The 14,192-nt window shown below is 71.5% G+C and carries 11 protein-coding genes; 6 read left to right on the top strand and 5 right to left on the bottom strand.

The annotated features are described in order from the left end of the window. Window positions 1-169 precede the first annotated feature (169 nt). Together J2X55_RS16505 and J2X55_RS16500 are read right to left on the bottom strand one after the other, a co-directional pair. Complete coding sequence (locus J2X55_RS16505) at window positions 170-1,249, bottom strand: VIT1/CCC1 family protein (protein ID WP_115918967.1); 1,080 nt, start codon at window positions 1,247-1,249, stop codon at window positions 170-172. Window positions 1,250-1,781: 532 nt separating this feature from the next. Further along, window positions 1,782-4,031, bottom strand: coding sequence for a DEAD/DEAH box helicase family protein (locus J2X55_RS16500; protein ID WP_309824712.1), 2,250 nt, complete (start codon window positions 4,029-4,031; stop codon window positions 1,782-1,784). Window positions 4,032-4,303: 272 nt separating this feature from the next. Between J2X55_RS16500 and J2X55_RS16495 the strand changes: the two genes are divergently transcribed. The 3 genes from J2X55_RS16495 to J2X55_RS16485 all read left to right on the top strand — a co-directional run bounded on the left by J2X55_RS16495 (window position 4,304) and on the right by J2X55_RS16485 (window position 6,304). Further along, a complete protein-coding gene (locus tag J2X55_RS16495; RefSeq protein WP_210112892.1) occupies window positions 4,304-5,164 on the top strand; it encodes an SGNH/GDSL hydrolase family protein in 861 nt (286 codons plus the stop codon). Between the two features lie 5 nt (window positions 5,165-5,169). After that, a complete protein-coding gene (locus J2X55_RS16490) occupies window positions 5,170-5,847 on the top strand; it encodes a hypothetical protein (protein ID WP_309824711.1) in 678 nt (225 codons plus the stop codon). Between the two features lie 154 nt (window positions 5,848-6,001). Continuing rightward, window positions 6,002-6,304: an antibiotic biosynthesis monooxygenase gene (locus J2X55_RS16485; protein ID WP_309824709.1), complete on the top strand. Its 303-nt coding sequence runs from the start codon at window positions 6,002-6,004 to the stop codon at window positions 6,302-6,304. Between the two features lie 34 nt (window positions 6,305-6,338). Here the strand turns inward: J2X55_RS16485 and J2X55_RS16480 are convergent, their stop codons facing one another. Then, a complete protein-coding gene (locus J2X55_RS16480; protein ID WP_309824707.1) occupies window positions 6,339-7,145 on the bottom strand; it encodes an RNA methyltransferase in 807 nt (268 codons plus the stop codon). A gap of 472 nt (window positions 7,146-7,617) precedes the next feature. Further along, window positions 7,618-8,820 carry an amidohydrolase family protein gene (locus tag J2X55_RS16475; RefSeq protein ID WP_309824705.1) on the bottom strand — a complete coding sequence of 401 codons (1,203 nt, stop codon included), beginning with the start codon at window positions 8,818-8,820 and terminating at the stop codon, window positions 7,618-7,620. Window positions 8,821-8,973: 153 nt separating this feature from the next. On the opposite strand from J2X55_RS16475, the gene J2X55_RS16470 reads away from it, so the two are divergent. Then, window positions 8,974-9,822: a Sir2 family NAD-dependent protein deacetylase gene (locus tag J2X55_RS16470; protein ID WP_309824704.1), complete on the top strand. Its 849-nt coding sequence runs from the start codon at window positions 8,974-8,976 to the stop codon at window positions 9,820-9,822. A gap of 119 nt (window positions 9,823-9,941) precedes the next feature. Here the strand turns inward: J2X55_RS16470 and J2X55_RS16465 are convergent, their stop codons facing one another. Next, a complete protein-coding gene (locus J2X55_RS16465) occupies window positions 9,942-10,781 on the bottom strand; it encodes a PaaX family transcriptional regulator C-terminal domain-containing protein (protein WP_309824703.1) in 840 nt (279 codons plus the stop codon). Window positions 10,782-10,889: 108 nt separating this feature from the next. Between J2X55_RS16465 and J2X55_RS16460 the strand changes: the two genes are divergently transcribed. Both J2X55_RS16460 and J2X55_RS16455 read left to right on the top strand, forming a co-directional pair. After that, window positions 10,890-12,380: an FAD-dependent monooxygenase gene (locus tag J2X55_RS16460; protein WP_115918707.1), complete on the top strand. Its 1,491-nt coding sequence runs from the start codon at window positions 10,890-10,892 to the stop codon at window positions 12,378-12,380. Then, window positions 12,377-14,137 carry an AMP-binding protein gene (locus J2X55_RS16455; protein ID WP_309824701.1) on the top strand — a complete coding sequence of 587 codons (1,761 nt, stop codon included), beginning with the start codon at window positions 12,377-12,379 and terminating at the stop codon, window positions 14,135-14,137. The genes J2X55_RS16460 and J2X55_RS16455 overlap by 4 nt, the downstream gene beginning before the upstream one ends. Window positions 14,138-14,192 lie beyond the last annotated feature (55 nt).

Raw genomic sequence — 14,192 nt, 5'->3', positions numbered from 1 at the left:
ACAGCCGACGAGGCGCCAACGCTGAGCCTGCCGCTCGCAACGGCAGCCGGGCTCGCACACGCACACATAAACGCGATCCGCGACCATAAACGCGCTCTCCCCGCGTTTCTGCGCGTCGATCGCGTTTATGCGCAACGAAACGCCTCGATAGGCCCCGCGCGGGGCAGAATTAGGCCGCCGACACCCCGAAGAGCAGGCCCAGCACGTAGGTCACCGCGGCGGCGCCGAAGCCGATCGCGAGCTGACGCAGGCCGCGCTTGAGCGGCGAGGCACCCGAAAGGAGTCCCACCATCGCGCCCGTGCCGAGCAGTGCGACACCCACCAGACCGAGGGCCAGAGCGACCGCCGCGAGACCCGACATCCCGAAGATCCAGGGCAGCACGGGGATGATCGCGCCCGAGGCGAAGAACAGGAAACTCGACAGGGCCGCGCCCCACGCGCTGCCGACGACGTCGTGAGACGACTCGCCCGGGGCCGCCGCGGCGGGTGCGGTGCCGTCCTGGGCAGCGGTGACGACCTCGCGAGCCTTTTCCAGTGCGGCGTCGGGGTCCATCCCGCGGGTGCGGTAGACGAGCGCGAGCTCGTTGGCATCCAGATCGAGATGAGGAAGAGCCGAGTCGGCGAAGTCGCTCTCTTCGGTGGCTTCGAGCAGCTCCCGCTGCGAACGCACCGACACGAACTCGCCGGCGCCCATCGACAGAGCTCCCGCCAGCAGACCCGCGATCCCGCTGAAGAGCACGAAACTCGGGGCGACGCCGGTAGCCCCCACACCCATGACGAGGGCGAGGTTCGAGACGAGTCCGTCGTTCGCACCGAAGACGGCGGCACGGAAGGTTCCCGACAGGCGGCGGCGGCCGCGGGCCGCGAGACCGCGCACGACCTCGTGGTGCACGCGCTCGTCGGCGGCCATGGCGGACGTGGCGTAGGGCTCGTCGGCGTAGGGCGAGCGGGCCTCGGCGTTCTGGGCCAGCGCGAGCACAAAGATCGAGCCGAAACGGCGCGCCATCCAGGCCAGCAGGCGGGTTCCGATGCCGGGCTGCGGCAGGCGCTGCGGCTGTTCGCCGAGCAGATCGATCCAGTGCTGCTCGTGGCGCCCCTCGGCCTCCGCGAGGGCGAGGAGGATCTCACGCTCCTCTCCGCTGCGACGCGAGGCGAGCTCGCGGTACACGCGCGCCTCGGCGCGTTCGTCCACGAGGTAACGCGCCCAGCGGCGGCGATCGCGGGCGGTGGGTGTGGCGGGGGTCGTCACGAGGGCTCCTTCGGGTCGCCCACCACCGTACTGAGGCGGATTCACCCCGTCGGGCGCGTCGACCCACACTGACAGCATTTCGGGGCTCCGAAGAGCGGAATTCCGCGGATGCCGAGACCCCGACGCCAGCATTTCGGGACCGCGAAAGCGGCTCAGCGTCACCGGTGGGCCGGCGAATCGCACCATGCGCGGTGCGGCCGGGGTGATCGACACGGTGCGCCGTGGTGACGCCGCAGCGTACGCAACTCCTGAGTTCCGGGCCCAGCGCCCGCGGCGACGCGGTCCGGACCCGGTCCTCCCGGGGGGCGACGGAAATCACCGACCGGCGGGTCGAGCCGCGCGGCGAGCATTTCAGGAGTTCCGTACACCCGCGGCGGCGAAGTCCGGAGCCCGATCCTCCCGGTGGCGGCGACGGGAATCACCGACCGGCGGGTCGAGCCGCGCGGCGAGCATCTCGGGAGTTCCGTGCACTCGGGGCGGCTCCCCGGGCCGATGCGCTGCCCCGGTGCAGTGCGCCGAGCAAACCCGCGCCTCAGGAATGCACGCGCTTGCGCAGCACGTCGATGCGAGCCTGCAGTTGCGCCACCGTCGCGTGCGACACCGCGGGGCCGCCGCAGATACGCCGGAGCTCGGCGTGCACGAGGCCGTGCGGCTCGCCGCTCTGGCGCGCGTACAGCCCGACCATGGTGTTCAGCAGCTGCCGCTGCTCCTTCAGCGTGCGGTGCAGGGGCGCCGGGAGGCCGCCGTCGTCGACGGAGGCCGGCTCGACGCCGCTCTCCTTCTCGTTCGCCTCCCGGGTGGAACGGTGGCGCGACTGCCGCGTCGCGCGCGACATGAGCACCTCGTGCACCTGCTCGGGTTCGAGAAGGCCCGGGATGCCGAGGAACTCCTCCTCCTCGACGGTTCCCGGAACGGCCAGCTGACCGAACTCCTGCCCGTCGAACATCACGCGGTCGAAGTGCGCGAGAGAGCCGAGGGCCTGATACTCGAACTCCTGCTCGAGCGCGTCGGAGGCTTTGTCCTCGCGCTCGGCGGCATCCATCATGTCTTCTTCGGCGTTCCACTGGTCTTCCGCGTCGCTGTCGCGGTCGAGCGCGTGCTCGCGCTGCGCCTCCATCTCGCCGGCGAGGGCGAGCAGCTGCGGAACGTTGGGGAGGAACACGCTCGCGGTCTCGCCGCGACGGCGCGCACGCACGAAACGGCCGATGGCCTGGGCGAAGAACAACGGGGTCGAAGCGCTCGTGGCGTAGACGCCGACGGCGAGGCGCGGCACGTCCACGCCCTCCGACACCATGCGGACCGCGACCATCCACCGGCTCGTGCCCTTCGAGAACGTCTCGATGCGGCCCGAGGCCTCCGCCTCGTCCGAGAGGACGATGGTCACCTTCTCGCCGCTGATGTCCTCCAGGATCGCGGCGTAGGCGCGCGCGGCGGTCTGGTCCGTCGCGATGACCAGGCCCCCGGCATCCGGGACCGTTTCGCGTACCTCGGTGAGGCGCCGGTCGGCGGAGCGGAGAACCGCGGGGATCCAGTCGCCGTTCGGGTCGAGCGCGGTGCGCCAGGCCTGCGAGGTGATGTCCTTGGTGTTGTCCTGCCCGAGTTGGGCCTCCATCTCTTCGCCGGCCTTGGTGCGCCAGCGCATCTGACCGGCGTAGACGAGGAAGAAGACGGGGCGCACGACGCCGTCCTCGAGGGCGCGCTTGTAGCCGTACGCGTAGTCGGTGCGCGAGAGACGGATGCCCTTCGCGTTCGGGTGGTACTCCACGAACGGGATGGGCGCGGTGTCGCTGCGGAACGGCGTTCCCGACAGCAGCAGTCGACGCGTGGCACGGTTGTACGCCTCGCGCAGGGCGTCGCCCCAGCTGAGCGCGTCTCCGCCGTGGTGCACCTCGTCGAGGATGACCAGGGTTCTGGCATCCATCGTCAGACGCTGGTGCACCTCGGCCTTGACCGCGACCTGCGCGTACGTGACCGCGACGCCGTGGTACTGCCGCGACGGCGTCGCGTGACGGTTGGAGAAGAACGGATCGAGACGGATGCCGACACGCGCGGCCGCCTCGGCCCACTGGGTCTTGAGGTGCTCGGTGGGGGCCACGACGACGATGCGGTCGACGACGCGGCGACGCATGAGTTCGGAGGCGAGGCGGAGGGCGAACGTCGTCTTACCGGCGCCCGGGGTGGCCGCGGCGAGGAAGTCGCGCGGTCCCTTGCCCTCGCCGTCGGGCCCGTCGAGGCCGAAGTACAGGTCGAGCGCCTCGGCCTGCCACGCACGCAGACGCTGCGCCGTTCCCCACGGGGCGCGCTGCGGGAACGACGGCGACAGGTGCTCGGCCGCGAACGAGCCGAAGTGGGGCTCGACACCGTCGAGAGCCGGGTCGGGAATCGCCCCGGGGACCGGTTCGTCGGCGACGGGAGCGGTGGCGTGGGAGGGATCGACGAGCGGAGCCGGGTCGGCGGGGGCGGATGCCGGGGCGCTGGGGGTCGCGTACGCCGCGGGGCCGGGGGTTGCGACCGGGCCGGGGGTCGTGAGCGGGCCGGGCGTCGCGACCGGACCCGGACTCGCGACCGGGCCGGGACTCGCGACCGGACCCGGACTCGCGACCGGGCCGGGGCTCGCGACCGGACCCGGACTCGCGATCGGACCGGGGCTCGCAACGGGGCCGGGACTCGCGACCGGCTCGGGGCTGGCCGCGGGCCCGGGGCTGGCGATGCGGGGCGCCCCGTCGACCGGTGCTGCACCCGCCTGCGGGAGGTTCGGGGTGCGGGCTTCTTCTTCCAGCATCGAACCTCCATCCCTCGCGAGCGCGAACATCAACGATAGGCGCTCCGACCGCCTCACGTCGTCGCCCTGTGGACGGTTCCGCCGCCCCACCGGCGATAAACGCGATTCGCGCGGGGAAACACGAGGACAGAGCGTTTGTGCGCGCGGATTGCGTTTCTGCGCGCGAGCCGGGCACGGAGCCGGACGGACCGACGCCCGGCGGTTCCGGGGTGCGCGAAACCTCACCCTCACCGTGTGGGAGGCCGGGGGTACCGTGGAGGGCGGAGGTTTCGATGACACTCGATCCGCACTCGCCCCGCACCCCGTCCGCATCCGACAACCCCGGCCCGCACCCGTGGCGGCGCTACGTCGCCATCGGCGACTCGTTCACCGAGGGCATCGGCGACCCGCTGCCCGACGGCGGACACCGGGGGTGGGCCGACCGTGTCGCCGAAGTCCTCGGCGCCCAGGTCGACGACTTCGCCTACGCCAATCTCGCGGTGCGCGGCAAACTCATCGCGCAGATCATCGCCGACCAGATCGAACCGGCGCTCGCGCTCAAGCCCGACCTCGTCACCTTCTCGGCGGGCGGCAACGACGTCATCCGTCCCGGCACCGATCCCGACGCCGTCTCACGACAGTTCGAAGACGCCGTCCGACGCCTCCGCCGTGACGGCGCCACCGTCGTCGTCTTCACGGCGGTCGACACGGAGTTCACGCCGGTGTTCCGCGGCATCCGGGGCAAGGTGGCGATCTACAACGAGAACATCCGTGCGATCGCCGACGCCCACGACTGCGTCGTCGCCGACCAGTGGGGTCTGAAAGAGGTGCAGGACATGCGCTTCTTCGACGACGACCGGCTGCACTACAACTCCCTGGGCCACCACGAGGTCGCCCGCATGGTGCTGAGGGCGCTCAACGTACCGAACGAGCTCGAGCCGATGAAGGCCGAGACCCAGGCGATCACGACGTGGCGCGCCGCGCGCGAGAAAGACCTCGTCTGGGCGCGGTCGTACCTCGTCCCGTGGGTGCTCCGCCGCCTACGGCACCAGTCGTCGGGCGATCACATCCAGGCGAAGCGGCCCGAGCCGCTGCCGGTGGTGACGCTCGCCCCGGGTCGGGATGCCGCGGCCTCCCGCGAGACGCAGGTCTGACGCGCGTGGCTTCGCTCCCCGACGCCGTGACGACGCTGCTGCGCGCCGCCGACGCGAACTTGCTGCTGCGGGATGCGGAGGGATTGGTGGAGGTGCTCACCGGATGCGGCTGGACTCCCGACGTCGAGAGCGGGCGGTTCAGCACCGACGGCTGGGACCTACTGTCCTCGGCGTGGCCGCCGAACGTCTCGGTCTTCTTCGACGGAGACGACCACCCGGTGCGCGTGGCTGCCCTGGCGGTCGCCGCGGCGATGAAGGCCGAGCCCCACCGTTGGTCGTTCGATTCCGAGGGACCGGACTGGTCGACCTGGGCCGTCGACGACGCACGTTGGGACGAGGACGAAGTCGATTGGCTGATGTGGGAGGCGGAGGACGTGATGGTGTCCCTGTTCACCGCCGGTGAGACCCCTGCCGGGCCCGGAACGCTTCCCCCGCACCTGCACCTGGCGATCGGACGCGCCGACACCCCTTCCGAGGGACTCCCCCGCGACGATGAGCGCGCGCGGCGCGTGGTGCGCGAGGGCTCCGTGGTCGATCGGTGGTACCTGGCCGGAGAGCGCGAACTCCTTGAAGACGTGATCGAGGCACTCGAGAACGACCCCGACCCGCGGGTGCGCGCCGCCGCGGAGTCGGAGCGCTGGATCCGCGAGCGAGCGATCGACGGTCCCCCTCCCGCGGAGTGACCTCGGCCCCGTCCTTCGGAGCGGTTGTCGCCAGAAGGGGCCCGGGTGTGTTGTGACGCCCGAGCACGCGTCCCGAGAGCGACCTGGAGCCCCACGGCCTCGAGCGCCGCGAGAGCCGACGGTGACCGTGCACGGTCCTCGCTAACCTGCGTCCATGACCTTCGTGAACGCCGGCACGCTCGGCACCGAACCCGGCAGGCGCGACGAGCTCGTCGGCATCCTGACCCGCCGCAATGACGCCCTCCGGGCGCTGGGCTGCGAGCTGTACGAGGTGGGTACGACCGCCGAAGAACCCGACACGGTGTTCGTGGTCGAGGTGTGGCGCGACGCCGAGGCGCACCGGTCCTCGCTTCAGAACCCCGACGTGCGGGCCGCCATCGCCGAGGCCCGACCGCTCTTGAACGGCGAGTTCGGCGGGTTCCGGTTCGAGGTCGCGGGGTCGCCGCTGCGCGACTGAGGGGTTTCCGAGGCCTCGGCGGCGGTGATCGACCTCAGCGCAGCGCGCGACCCAGTTCCCACAGCGCCACGGCGCTCGCGGCGGCGACGTTGAGCGAGTCCACTCCCCCGGCCATCGGGATCGTCACGACGGTGTCGGCGGCGGCGAGCGCGCCGCGGCTCAGGCCGTCGCCCTCGGACCCCATGAGCAGGGCGACGCGCTCGTGCCCCGCGGCGGAGAAGGCATCGAGGCTCACGGCGTCGTCCGACAGGGCCATCGCCGCGAGGTGGAAGCCGGCGTCGTGCAGCAACGGCTTCGCCTCGGACCACTCGGGGAGCCTCGTCCACGGCACCTGGAAGACCGTGCCCATGCTCACCCGGACGCTCCGGCGGTAGAGCGGATCGGCGCAGCGGGGCGTGACGAGCACGGCATCCGCTCCGAGAGCCGCCGCCGACCGGAAAGCCGCGCCGATGTTGGTGTGGTCCACGATGTCTTCGAGGACGACGACGAGCCGCGCCTCGCGGAGGATCTCTTCGACGGATGCCAGAGCCGGACGATGCATCGACGCCAACAGGCCGCGATGCACGGTGTACCCCGTGACCTGCTCGGCGATCTCGGCCGGGACGACGTAGACCTCGGCCTCCTCCCCGACGAGCGCGAGCGCGTCGGCGAGGAACTTGTCCTGCACGAGGACCGAGCGGGGCCGGTGCCCGGCTCGCAGGGCACGGTCGAGCACCTTCGACGATTCGGCGATGTACAGCCCGCCCGCGGGCTCCGACACGCGTCGCAGCGACACGTCGGTGAGGTCGCGGTAGTCCGCCAGGCGCGGATCGTCGGCGGAGTCGAGGGAGATGACGGGCATCGTCCCATCGTGCCAGCATCGCTCCGCGGCTCGGCGCCATGGTCGAGTGTCCACAACACGCCGCTCCCCGCCCGACCCGTGCGGCATGTCGTGGACACTCGACCGGGTGAGGCGGCCCCCAGGGTTGAGTGTCCAAAACACCCGGACGACCCAGAACAGTGTCCGGGTTTCTTGGACACTCGATCGGGTGGGGAGGCACCCCGAGGGTTGAGTGTCCAGAACACGCCGCTCTCCGCCCGACCCGTGCGGCATGTCTCGGACACTCGACCGGGTGAGGAGGCACCCCAAGGGTTGAGTGTCCAAAACACCCGGACGAGTCGAAAAAACGTCCGGGTTTCTTGGACACTCAACAAGAGCACGGAGCGGTTGCGGGCCGCGGGAGCGGTGGCAGGCGCGTGAGCGTGGGAACGCACGGACGGGACGGGATGCCGGGCCCGGCGCTCACACGACGGAATGCCGAGCCCCCGGGCCCTCACGCCACGTGCAGCGCGCGACCCCCGGCGATCACAAGGGCCCGCTCGGGCTGGCGGACGAGCGCGTCGAGGGGGTTCTCGGCATCCACGAGGACGATGTCGGCGCGCGCTCCCTCGACGAGGTCGTGCATCTCTCGGCCCACGGCCCACGCGCCCGCGCTGGTCGCGAGCCGCACGACGCGCAGCAGCTCGTCGTCGTGGACGAGCCCGCCGGCGCGGGCGTACTGCCAGGCGATGCCGAGGGTGTCGCCGGTTCCGAACGGGCTCCAGAGATCCCGGATGCCGTCGGTGCCGAGCCCCAACCGGACGCCGGCGGCGTCGAGTTCGGCGAGCGGGAGCTGGGCGAGGCGCAGAGGGGCGACGGTGGTCAGGGAGACGCCGGCCTCGCCCATCGCCGCGAGCAGATCGCGGCGGCGCGCGGGTTCGAGCTGGGCGACGGCGAAACCGTGGGCGATGTTCACCCGGCCGCCCAGGCCGAGCCGTTGCGTGCGCTCCACGAGCAGTTCGATCTGGAACGCGCCCAGCTCGGCCGGGTCGTGAAGGTGGATGTCGAGGTCGACGCCGGTCTCGGCGGCGAGCGCGGTGAGGGCGTCGATCTGACCCACGGGGTCGCGGTCGATCGTGGCGGGGTCGAGACCCCCGATTCCCGTCACGCTCTCGCGCCCGGCCGCCTCGCGGAGGAGTTCGAGCACGCCGGGGCGGCGCAGCACCCCGTCCTGCGGGAACGCCACGATCTGCACGTCGAGGGCGCCTCCGTACGCGGCGGTGGCTTCGTCGACCGCGTCGATGCCCCGGAGTCCGACGCCGGTGTCGACGTCGACGTGCGTGCGGATCGCCGTCGTGCCGTGACGCACGAGCTCGCGCAGCACGAATGCGGACCGCTCGAGGGAGGGGATACCGAGCGCGTCGCGCTGCTCGCGCTCGTGGCGGATGCGCCCCTCGGTCGACCCCTCACCGCCGTAGGACTGCCAGGGCAGCCCCCACCACGACTTGTCGACGTGTGCGTGGGCGTTCACGAGGCCCGGCAGGGCGAGCAGCCCCCGCCCGTCGAATTCACGGATGCCGATGGGATCGCTCGCGGCGGGAGTGATCGCGGTGATGCGTCCCTCGTCGATGGCGATGTCGACGAGATCGCCGCCCCACGGCCGGACACGGCGGAGGGAGGTGACGTCGAGCATGGCGGGCCGGGGGAAGGAGCTCATCCCCCCAGTATCGACGCGGCCGCGTCTCGGACGACGGGGGTGTGCGGCACCGGGCGGGTCGGGTACGGGCCAGCCGCTCTGCCGAGGGCCCGAGCCCCGTCGGCGCGAGCCGGCGGCGGTGCCCCGCCGTAGACTCGGGAGACGGAGGTGCGCATGACCGACACGACGGGGGAGGCCGAGTTCTCGGCATCCATCGATCGCGCCGTCGACGTGCTGGCGGGCCGCAGAATCGCTGTCCTGACCGGTGCGGGCGTATCGACCGACTCGGGAATCCCCGACTATCGCGGCAAGGGTGCACCCACGCGTACGCCGATGACGGCGCAGCAGTTCCTCTCGAGCGCCGACGCGCGCCGCCGCTACTGGGTGGGCAGCCATCTAGGGTGGAAGGTGTTCGCCGCCGCGCAGCCGAACGACGGGCACCGTGCCCTCGCCGACCTCGAGGCCGCGGGCGTCGCCAACGGCGTGGTGACGCAGAACGTCGACGGTCTGCACGTGCGCGCGGGCAGCGGGCGGGTCGTCGAGTTGCACGGAACGATGCGTCGGGTCGGGTGCCTCCAGTGCGGGCAGGTGTTCGACCGCCGCGATCTCGCCGAGCGCGTCGAGGCCGACAACCCGTGGATCTCACTACCCGAGAACGTCGAGCTCGGTCCCGATGGCGATGTGACCCCGGCTTCGGCCGACGGGTTCGTCGTCCCGGTCTGCTCGGTGTGCGGCGGGACGCTCAAGCCCGACGTGGTCTTCTTCGGCGAGTACATCCCGGTGGAGAAGTTCCGCGAGGCCGAGCAGCTCGTCCACACGAGCGACGCGCTCGTCATCGCCGGTTCGTCGCTCGTGGTCAACTCCGGGATCCGCCTGGTGGAGCGCGCGCGTCGCCGGCGTCTGCCCGTGGTGATCGTCAACCGCGGGGAGACCCGCGCCGATCAGCGTGCGGCGGTCAAGATCGACGGCGGCACGACGCACGTGCTCCGCGCGCTCGCGGAACGGTTGCCGGGCCTCCTCTGACCCCCTCGAGCCCGCGCCCTGGTGCCGCCCTGGGGTCACGCGCGAGCACAGACCTCATCCGTGCGAGAGACACCCCCACCCGATACTGTCTCGCGTGGCGTCCGCGCACACCGGCGGTCTCACCCTTCCCGGGTGAAACCGACCGCGCCGCCATCGAGGAACGCACGGTGTGCCCCGCGCACCGTGAGCCCGGTGAGCTGTTCGATCGCCGCCGTCGCGCGCTCGCGCAAGTCGCCGTGACGCTGCACGAAGACTTCGTGCGCGCGCGGCGCGTTCCATCCGGGCGGCAGCAGAGCGGCCGGGAGATCGGGATCGGTGAAGGGAAACCGGCGATACTCGTCCGTCAGTCGTACGCGAGCCACGAGGGCATCGCGGTCGCTCACGGTGGGGGCGTTCCCGTCATGTCGCTCCACGAACGTGCCGTACAGCGCGTCGAGGGCGTCGAGATCCCACCCGCGCGCGGCGATTGAGCGGTCGCGTCCCAGGTCTCCGCTGCGACTGAGGAACACGTCGGAGCCCACGCCGTGGGCATCCATCAACTCCCGCGCTGCAGCCAGGCGATCGCCCGGGGCGACCCAGATCGCCGGCTGCAACTGGCCGAAGCCGAGCCAGGTGAGGCGCTTTCTCACCTCGTCCCGGGCCGAGCGATCACCCGCGCGCGTGGCGATGAGCGTCCATTGCCCGCTCCAGTCCCCGGAGACGTGGCGGAAGATGCGCTCGCGGCCCTCGTCGAGCAGTTGCCAAGCCTTCCCCGAGAGCACGTAGGTGGTGAGGCGTCCGTCGCGGCGTGTCTCGAACCAGCCATCCGCGCGCAGGCGCGACATGACCACGCGAGTGGTGGCCGGTTCGACATCGAAGAGCTGCATCACATCGCTGAGCCCCCGCAGGGGCACCTCTCCGTCGCCGCAGTAGCGGAAGTAGTCCCCGAAGAGCGTGAAGACCAGGGAACGGGGGCGCATGCGAGAACGTTACCCGACACGAATGTAACGAAGCTATGGCGCAAGACCGATTTATGTTGCATACTCGTTCCGTCGTGACGGTTCGACATCTTCAGCGAGGAGGCTGACATGCGTATCGCGATCATCGGAGGCGGCCCCGGCGGGCTGCTCTTCGCCGCCCTGGCCGCGCGGAACATCCCCGGCGCCCACGTCGATCTGTTCGAGCGCAACCGCGCCGACGAGGCGTTCGGCTTCGGCGTCGTGTTCTCCGACGCGACGCAGAGCGGGGTGGATGCCGCCGACTCGGCCCTGCGCGAAACCCTCGACGCCTCGGGGGTGCGGTGGGATGCCATCCGCGTCACGCTCAAGGGCGAGACGCTGTCGTTCCGCGGCAACGGCATGGGCGCGGTGCTGCGCAAGGACCTGCTCGCCGCCCTTCAACGGCGAGCGGTCGAGGCGGGTGCCGACCTGCACTTCTCTACTGCGCGCCGCGTCGACGAGCTCGACGACTACGACGTGATCGTCGCCGCCGACGGAGCGAACTCCCAGACCCGCGCCACCATCGGCGACGACACCCTCGGGGTGACGTACGAGACGGCCGCGGCGAAGTTCATCTGGTTCGCCACCGACGCCCCCTTCGAGGGGCTCACCTTCCTGCACACCCACGCCGAGGGCCTGCCCGGCGAGGTGCCCGGCGTGTTCGCGGCGCACGCCTATCCGATCGGCGGCGGCCTGTCGACGTTCATCGTCGAGACCGACGAGGACACCTGGCGCGCAGCCGGACTCGACGGGTTCGACCTCACGACCCCGCCGGGTGCGAGCGACGAGGACAGTCAACACCGGCTGGAAGAGATCTTCGCCCCGCTCATCGGCGGCGCGCGACTGATCGGCAACAACTCCCGCTGGGGCAATTTCCGCACCATCCGCGCGCGCAGCTGGCACCACCGCAACGTGGCCCTGCTCGGCGACGCCGTGCACACCGCGCACTTCTCGGTCGGCAGCGGCACGAAGATGTCGCTCGAAGACGCCATCGCCCTCGCCGACGCGCTCGCCGCGCACCCGGACGACGTCGACGCCGCCTTCCTCGCTTATGAGGCCGTGCGCCAGCCCCAGGTGGCCCGCATCCAGGGCGCGGCACGGCCGAGCCTGTCGTGGTGGGAGAACTTCGGGACCTACTTCCACGCGTTCGAGCCGTGGCAGTTCGGTTTTCACTTCTTCTCGCGCGCCCTGCCCGCGGCGAAGATCGCGAGGCGGGATCCGGATGCCGTGCGCCGACCCCTCGATCGGTGGCAGAGCCGCCATGGCGCCTCGCCCCTGGAATCCGCCGTCACGGGGCTGCTCGATCGCCGCGTGCTCGAGCGCGACGCTCTGCCGCCGGTCATCACGGTCGCGGTGGGCGACGGCATCCGTCCCGACGATGCCGTGCGCGAGGCACTGGCATCGCACCGCGATGCCAAAGCGGTGCTCGTCACCGGCGGCAGCGCCCTCGATCGTCAGCTCACGGCCGAGGCCGCGCGACTGCGCCACGGCGTGACGGCGATCATCGACGAACCCGATTGCGACGAGGATCGTGCCATGACCCTGGTGCTGTCGGGCCGCGCGGATGCGGTGCTCCGATGAGAACGCGAGCGGGAACGACGCCCTGGCCCGCTGATGTCGCCGACCGGTACCGCGCCGAGGGCCTGTGGCAGGGCCGCACGCTCGGCGATGCGTTCGCCGAGGCCGCCCGCGATCACGCCGAGCGCATCGCGCTCGTCGACGACGGAGTGGCCCTCACCTACGCCGAGGTGCACGACCGGGTCGAGGCGTGCGCCGCGCGCCTGATCGATGCGGGCCTCGCCCCCGACGACCGGGTCGTGGTGCAACTGCCCAATCACTGGACGTTCGTCGTGCTGACGTTCGCGTGCCTGCGGGCGGGGATCGTGCCGGTGATGGCGCTTCCCGCCCATCGAGAGCACGAACTGCGTCACCTGGTCGCGGCCTCTGAGGCGGTCGCCCTGGTCGCCCCCGACACGCTCCGCGACTTCGATCACCTGGGGCTTGCTCGCACGCTGCGGGCGTCGAGCCCGACGCTGCGCCAGCTGATCGTGCTGGTGAGCGGTGCTGACGCGCGCGGGTCCTGTTCGCCCGACGCCGGCACATCCGACGTCTCCTCGAGCGTCACCGACCAGCCCGGCACCGGCCATCCCGACACCGAACATCCCGACACCGTGAGCCTCACCGCGCTGTGCGCGCCCTCCGACGAGAGAACCCGCGGCCGCACGCTTCCGACTCCGGATGCCGACGACGTAGCCGTGTTCCTGCTGTCGGGCGGAACGACGGGCCTGCCCAAGCTCATCGCCCGCACACACGACGACTACCTGTGCAACATCGTGCTCACCTCTCCCCCCTCGGCCGTCGACCGCGACACCGTGTACCTTGCGACGCTGCCGATGGGCCACAACTTCCCGCTCGCGTGCCCCGGCACCTTAGGCACCCTGCTCGCCGGCGGCACCGTCGTCCCGCTGGGCTCGCCCCGCCCCGAGCGCGCCTTCGCGGCGATCGAGCGACACGGGGTCACCCACACCGCCGCGGTACCCGCCGTCGTCGCCTCGTGGCTGGATCACGCCGGCGCCGTGGGGTTCGACGCCCTGCGGAGCTTGCGCGTGCTGCAGGTGGGCGGAGCGCGCCTCGCCGACGAACTGGCCGAGCGCGTCGTGCGGGGGCTGCCGGGAACGCTGCAGCAGGTGTTCGGCATGGCCGAGGGGCTCATCAACGTCACGCGGCTCGACGACCCGGTCGAGGCGATCGTGGGCACGCAGGGGCGGCCCGTGTCGCCGTTCGACGAGCTGCGCGTGGTCGACGAGACGACGGGGCTCGAGGTCGCGCCGGGCGAGCCCGGCGTGCTGCTCACCCGAGGGCCCTACACCCCGCGCGGATACTACGACGCTCCCGACGTGAACGCCCGCTCCTTCACCCCTGACGGCTTCTACATCACCGGCGACATCGTGCGACAGCGCCCCGACGGCAACCTCGTCGTCGCGGGGCGCAGCAAAGACATGATCAACCGCGGCGGCGAGAACATCTCGGCCGAAGAGGTCGAGAACCTCGTGTACGGGCTGGCGTCGGTGCGACTGGCGGCCGCGGTGGCCATGCCGCACGACACCCTCGGTGAGACGGTGTGCCTGTTCGCCGTGCTGCACGACGGGCATGCGCTCGACCTCGGCTCGGTGCGCGCGCACTTCGACCGCGCGGGGGTCGCGGCGTTCAAGCGTCCCGACCACCTCGTCACGGTCGATGAGCTCCCCCTCACCAAGGTCGGCAAGATCGACAAGAAGGCCCTACGGGAGCGTCTCATAGCCGAGCCCACGGCATCCGAGGGGCGGCTCGTTCGATGATCGTCGACGAAGCGCTGCGCGAGCCGTTCGCAGGCGCACCCACGGCATCCGGAAG

This window comes from Microbacterium sp. 1154, from assembly GCF_031455375.1.
In the GTDB taxonomy this organism is placed as follows: domain Bacteria; phylum Actinomycetota; class Actinomycetes; order Actinomycetales; family Microbacteriaceae; genus Microbacterium.
This window is presented reverse-complemented; position numbering and strand designations above follow the sequence as displayed.

Excerpts from the sequence above, each read along its gene's own strand:
- J2X55_RS16470 (WP_309824704.1), top strand. The coding sequence starts at position 8,974 with ATGACCGACACGACGGGGGAGGCCGAGTTCTCGGCATCCATCGATCGC.
- J2X55_RS16500 (WP_309824712.1), bottom strand. The coding sequence starts at position 4,031 with ATGCTGGAAGAAGAAGCCCGCACCCCGAACCTCCCGCAGGCGGGTGCA.
- J2X55_RS16475 (WP_309824705.1), bottom strand. The coding sequence starts at position 8,820 with ATGAGCTCCTTCCCCCGGCCCGCCATGCTCGACGTCACCTCCCTCCGC.
- J2X55_RS16480 (WP_309824707.1), bottom strand. The coding sequence starts at position 7,145 with ATGCCCGTCATCTCCCTCGACTCCGCCGACGATCCGCGCCTGGCGGAC.
- J2X55_RS16495 (WP_210112892.1), top strand. The coding sequence starts at position 4,304 with ATGACACTCGATCCGCACTCGCCCCGCACCCCGTCCGCATCCGACAAC.
- J2X55_RS16465 (WP_309824703.1), bottom strand. The coding sequence starts at position 10,781 with ATGCGCCCCCGTTCCCTGGTCTTCACGCTCTTCGGGGACTACTTCCGC.
- J2X55_RS16485 (WP_309824709.1), top strand. The coding sequence starts at position 6,002 with ATGACCTTCGTGAACGCCGGCACGCTCGGCACCGAACCCGGCAGGCGC.
- J2X55_RS16455 (WP_309824701.1), top strand. The coding sequence starts at position 12,377 with ATGAGAACGCGAGCGGGAACGACGCCCTGGCCCGCTGATGTCGCCGAC.
- J2X55_RS16460 (WP_115918707.1), top strand. The coding sequence starts at position 10,890 with ATGCGTATCGCGATCATCGGAGGCGGCCCCGGCGGGCTGCTCTTCGCC.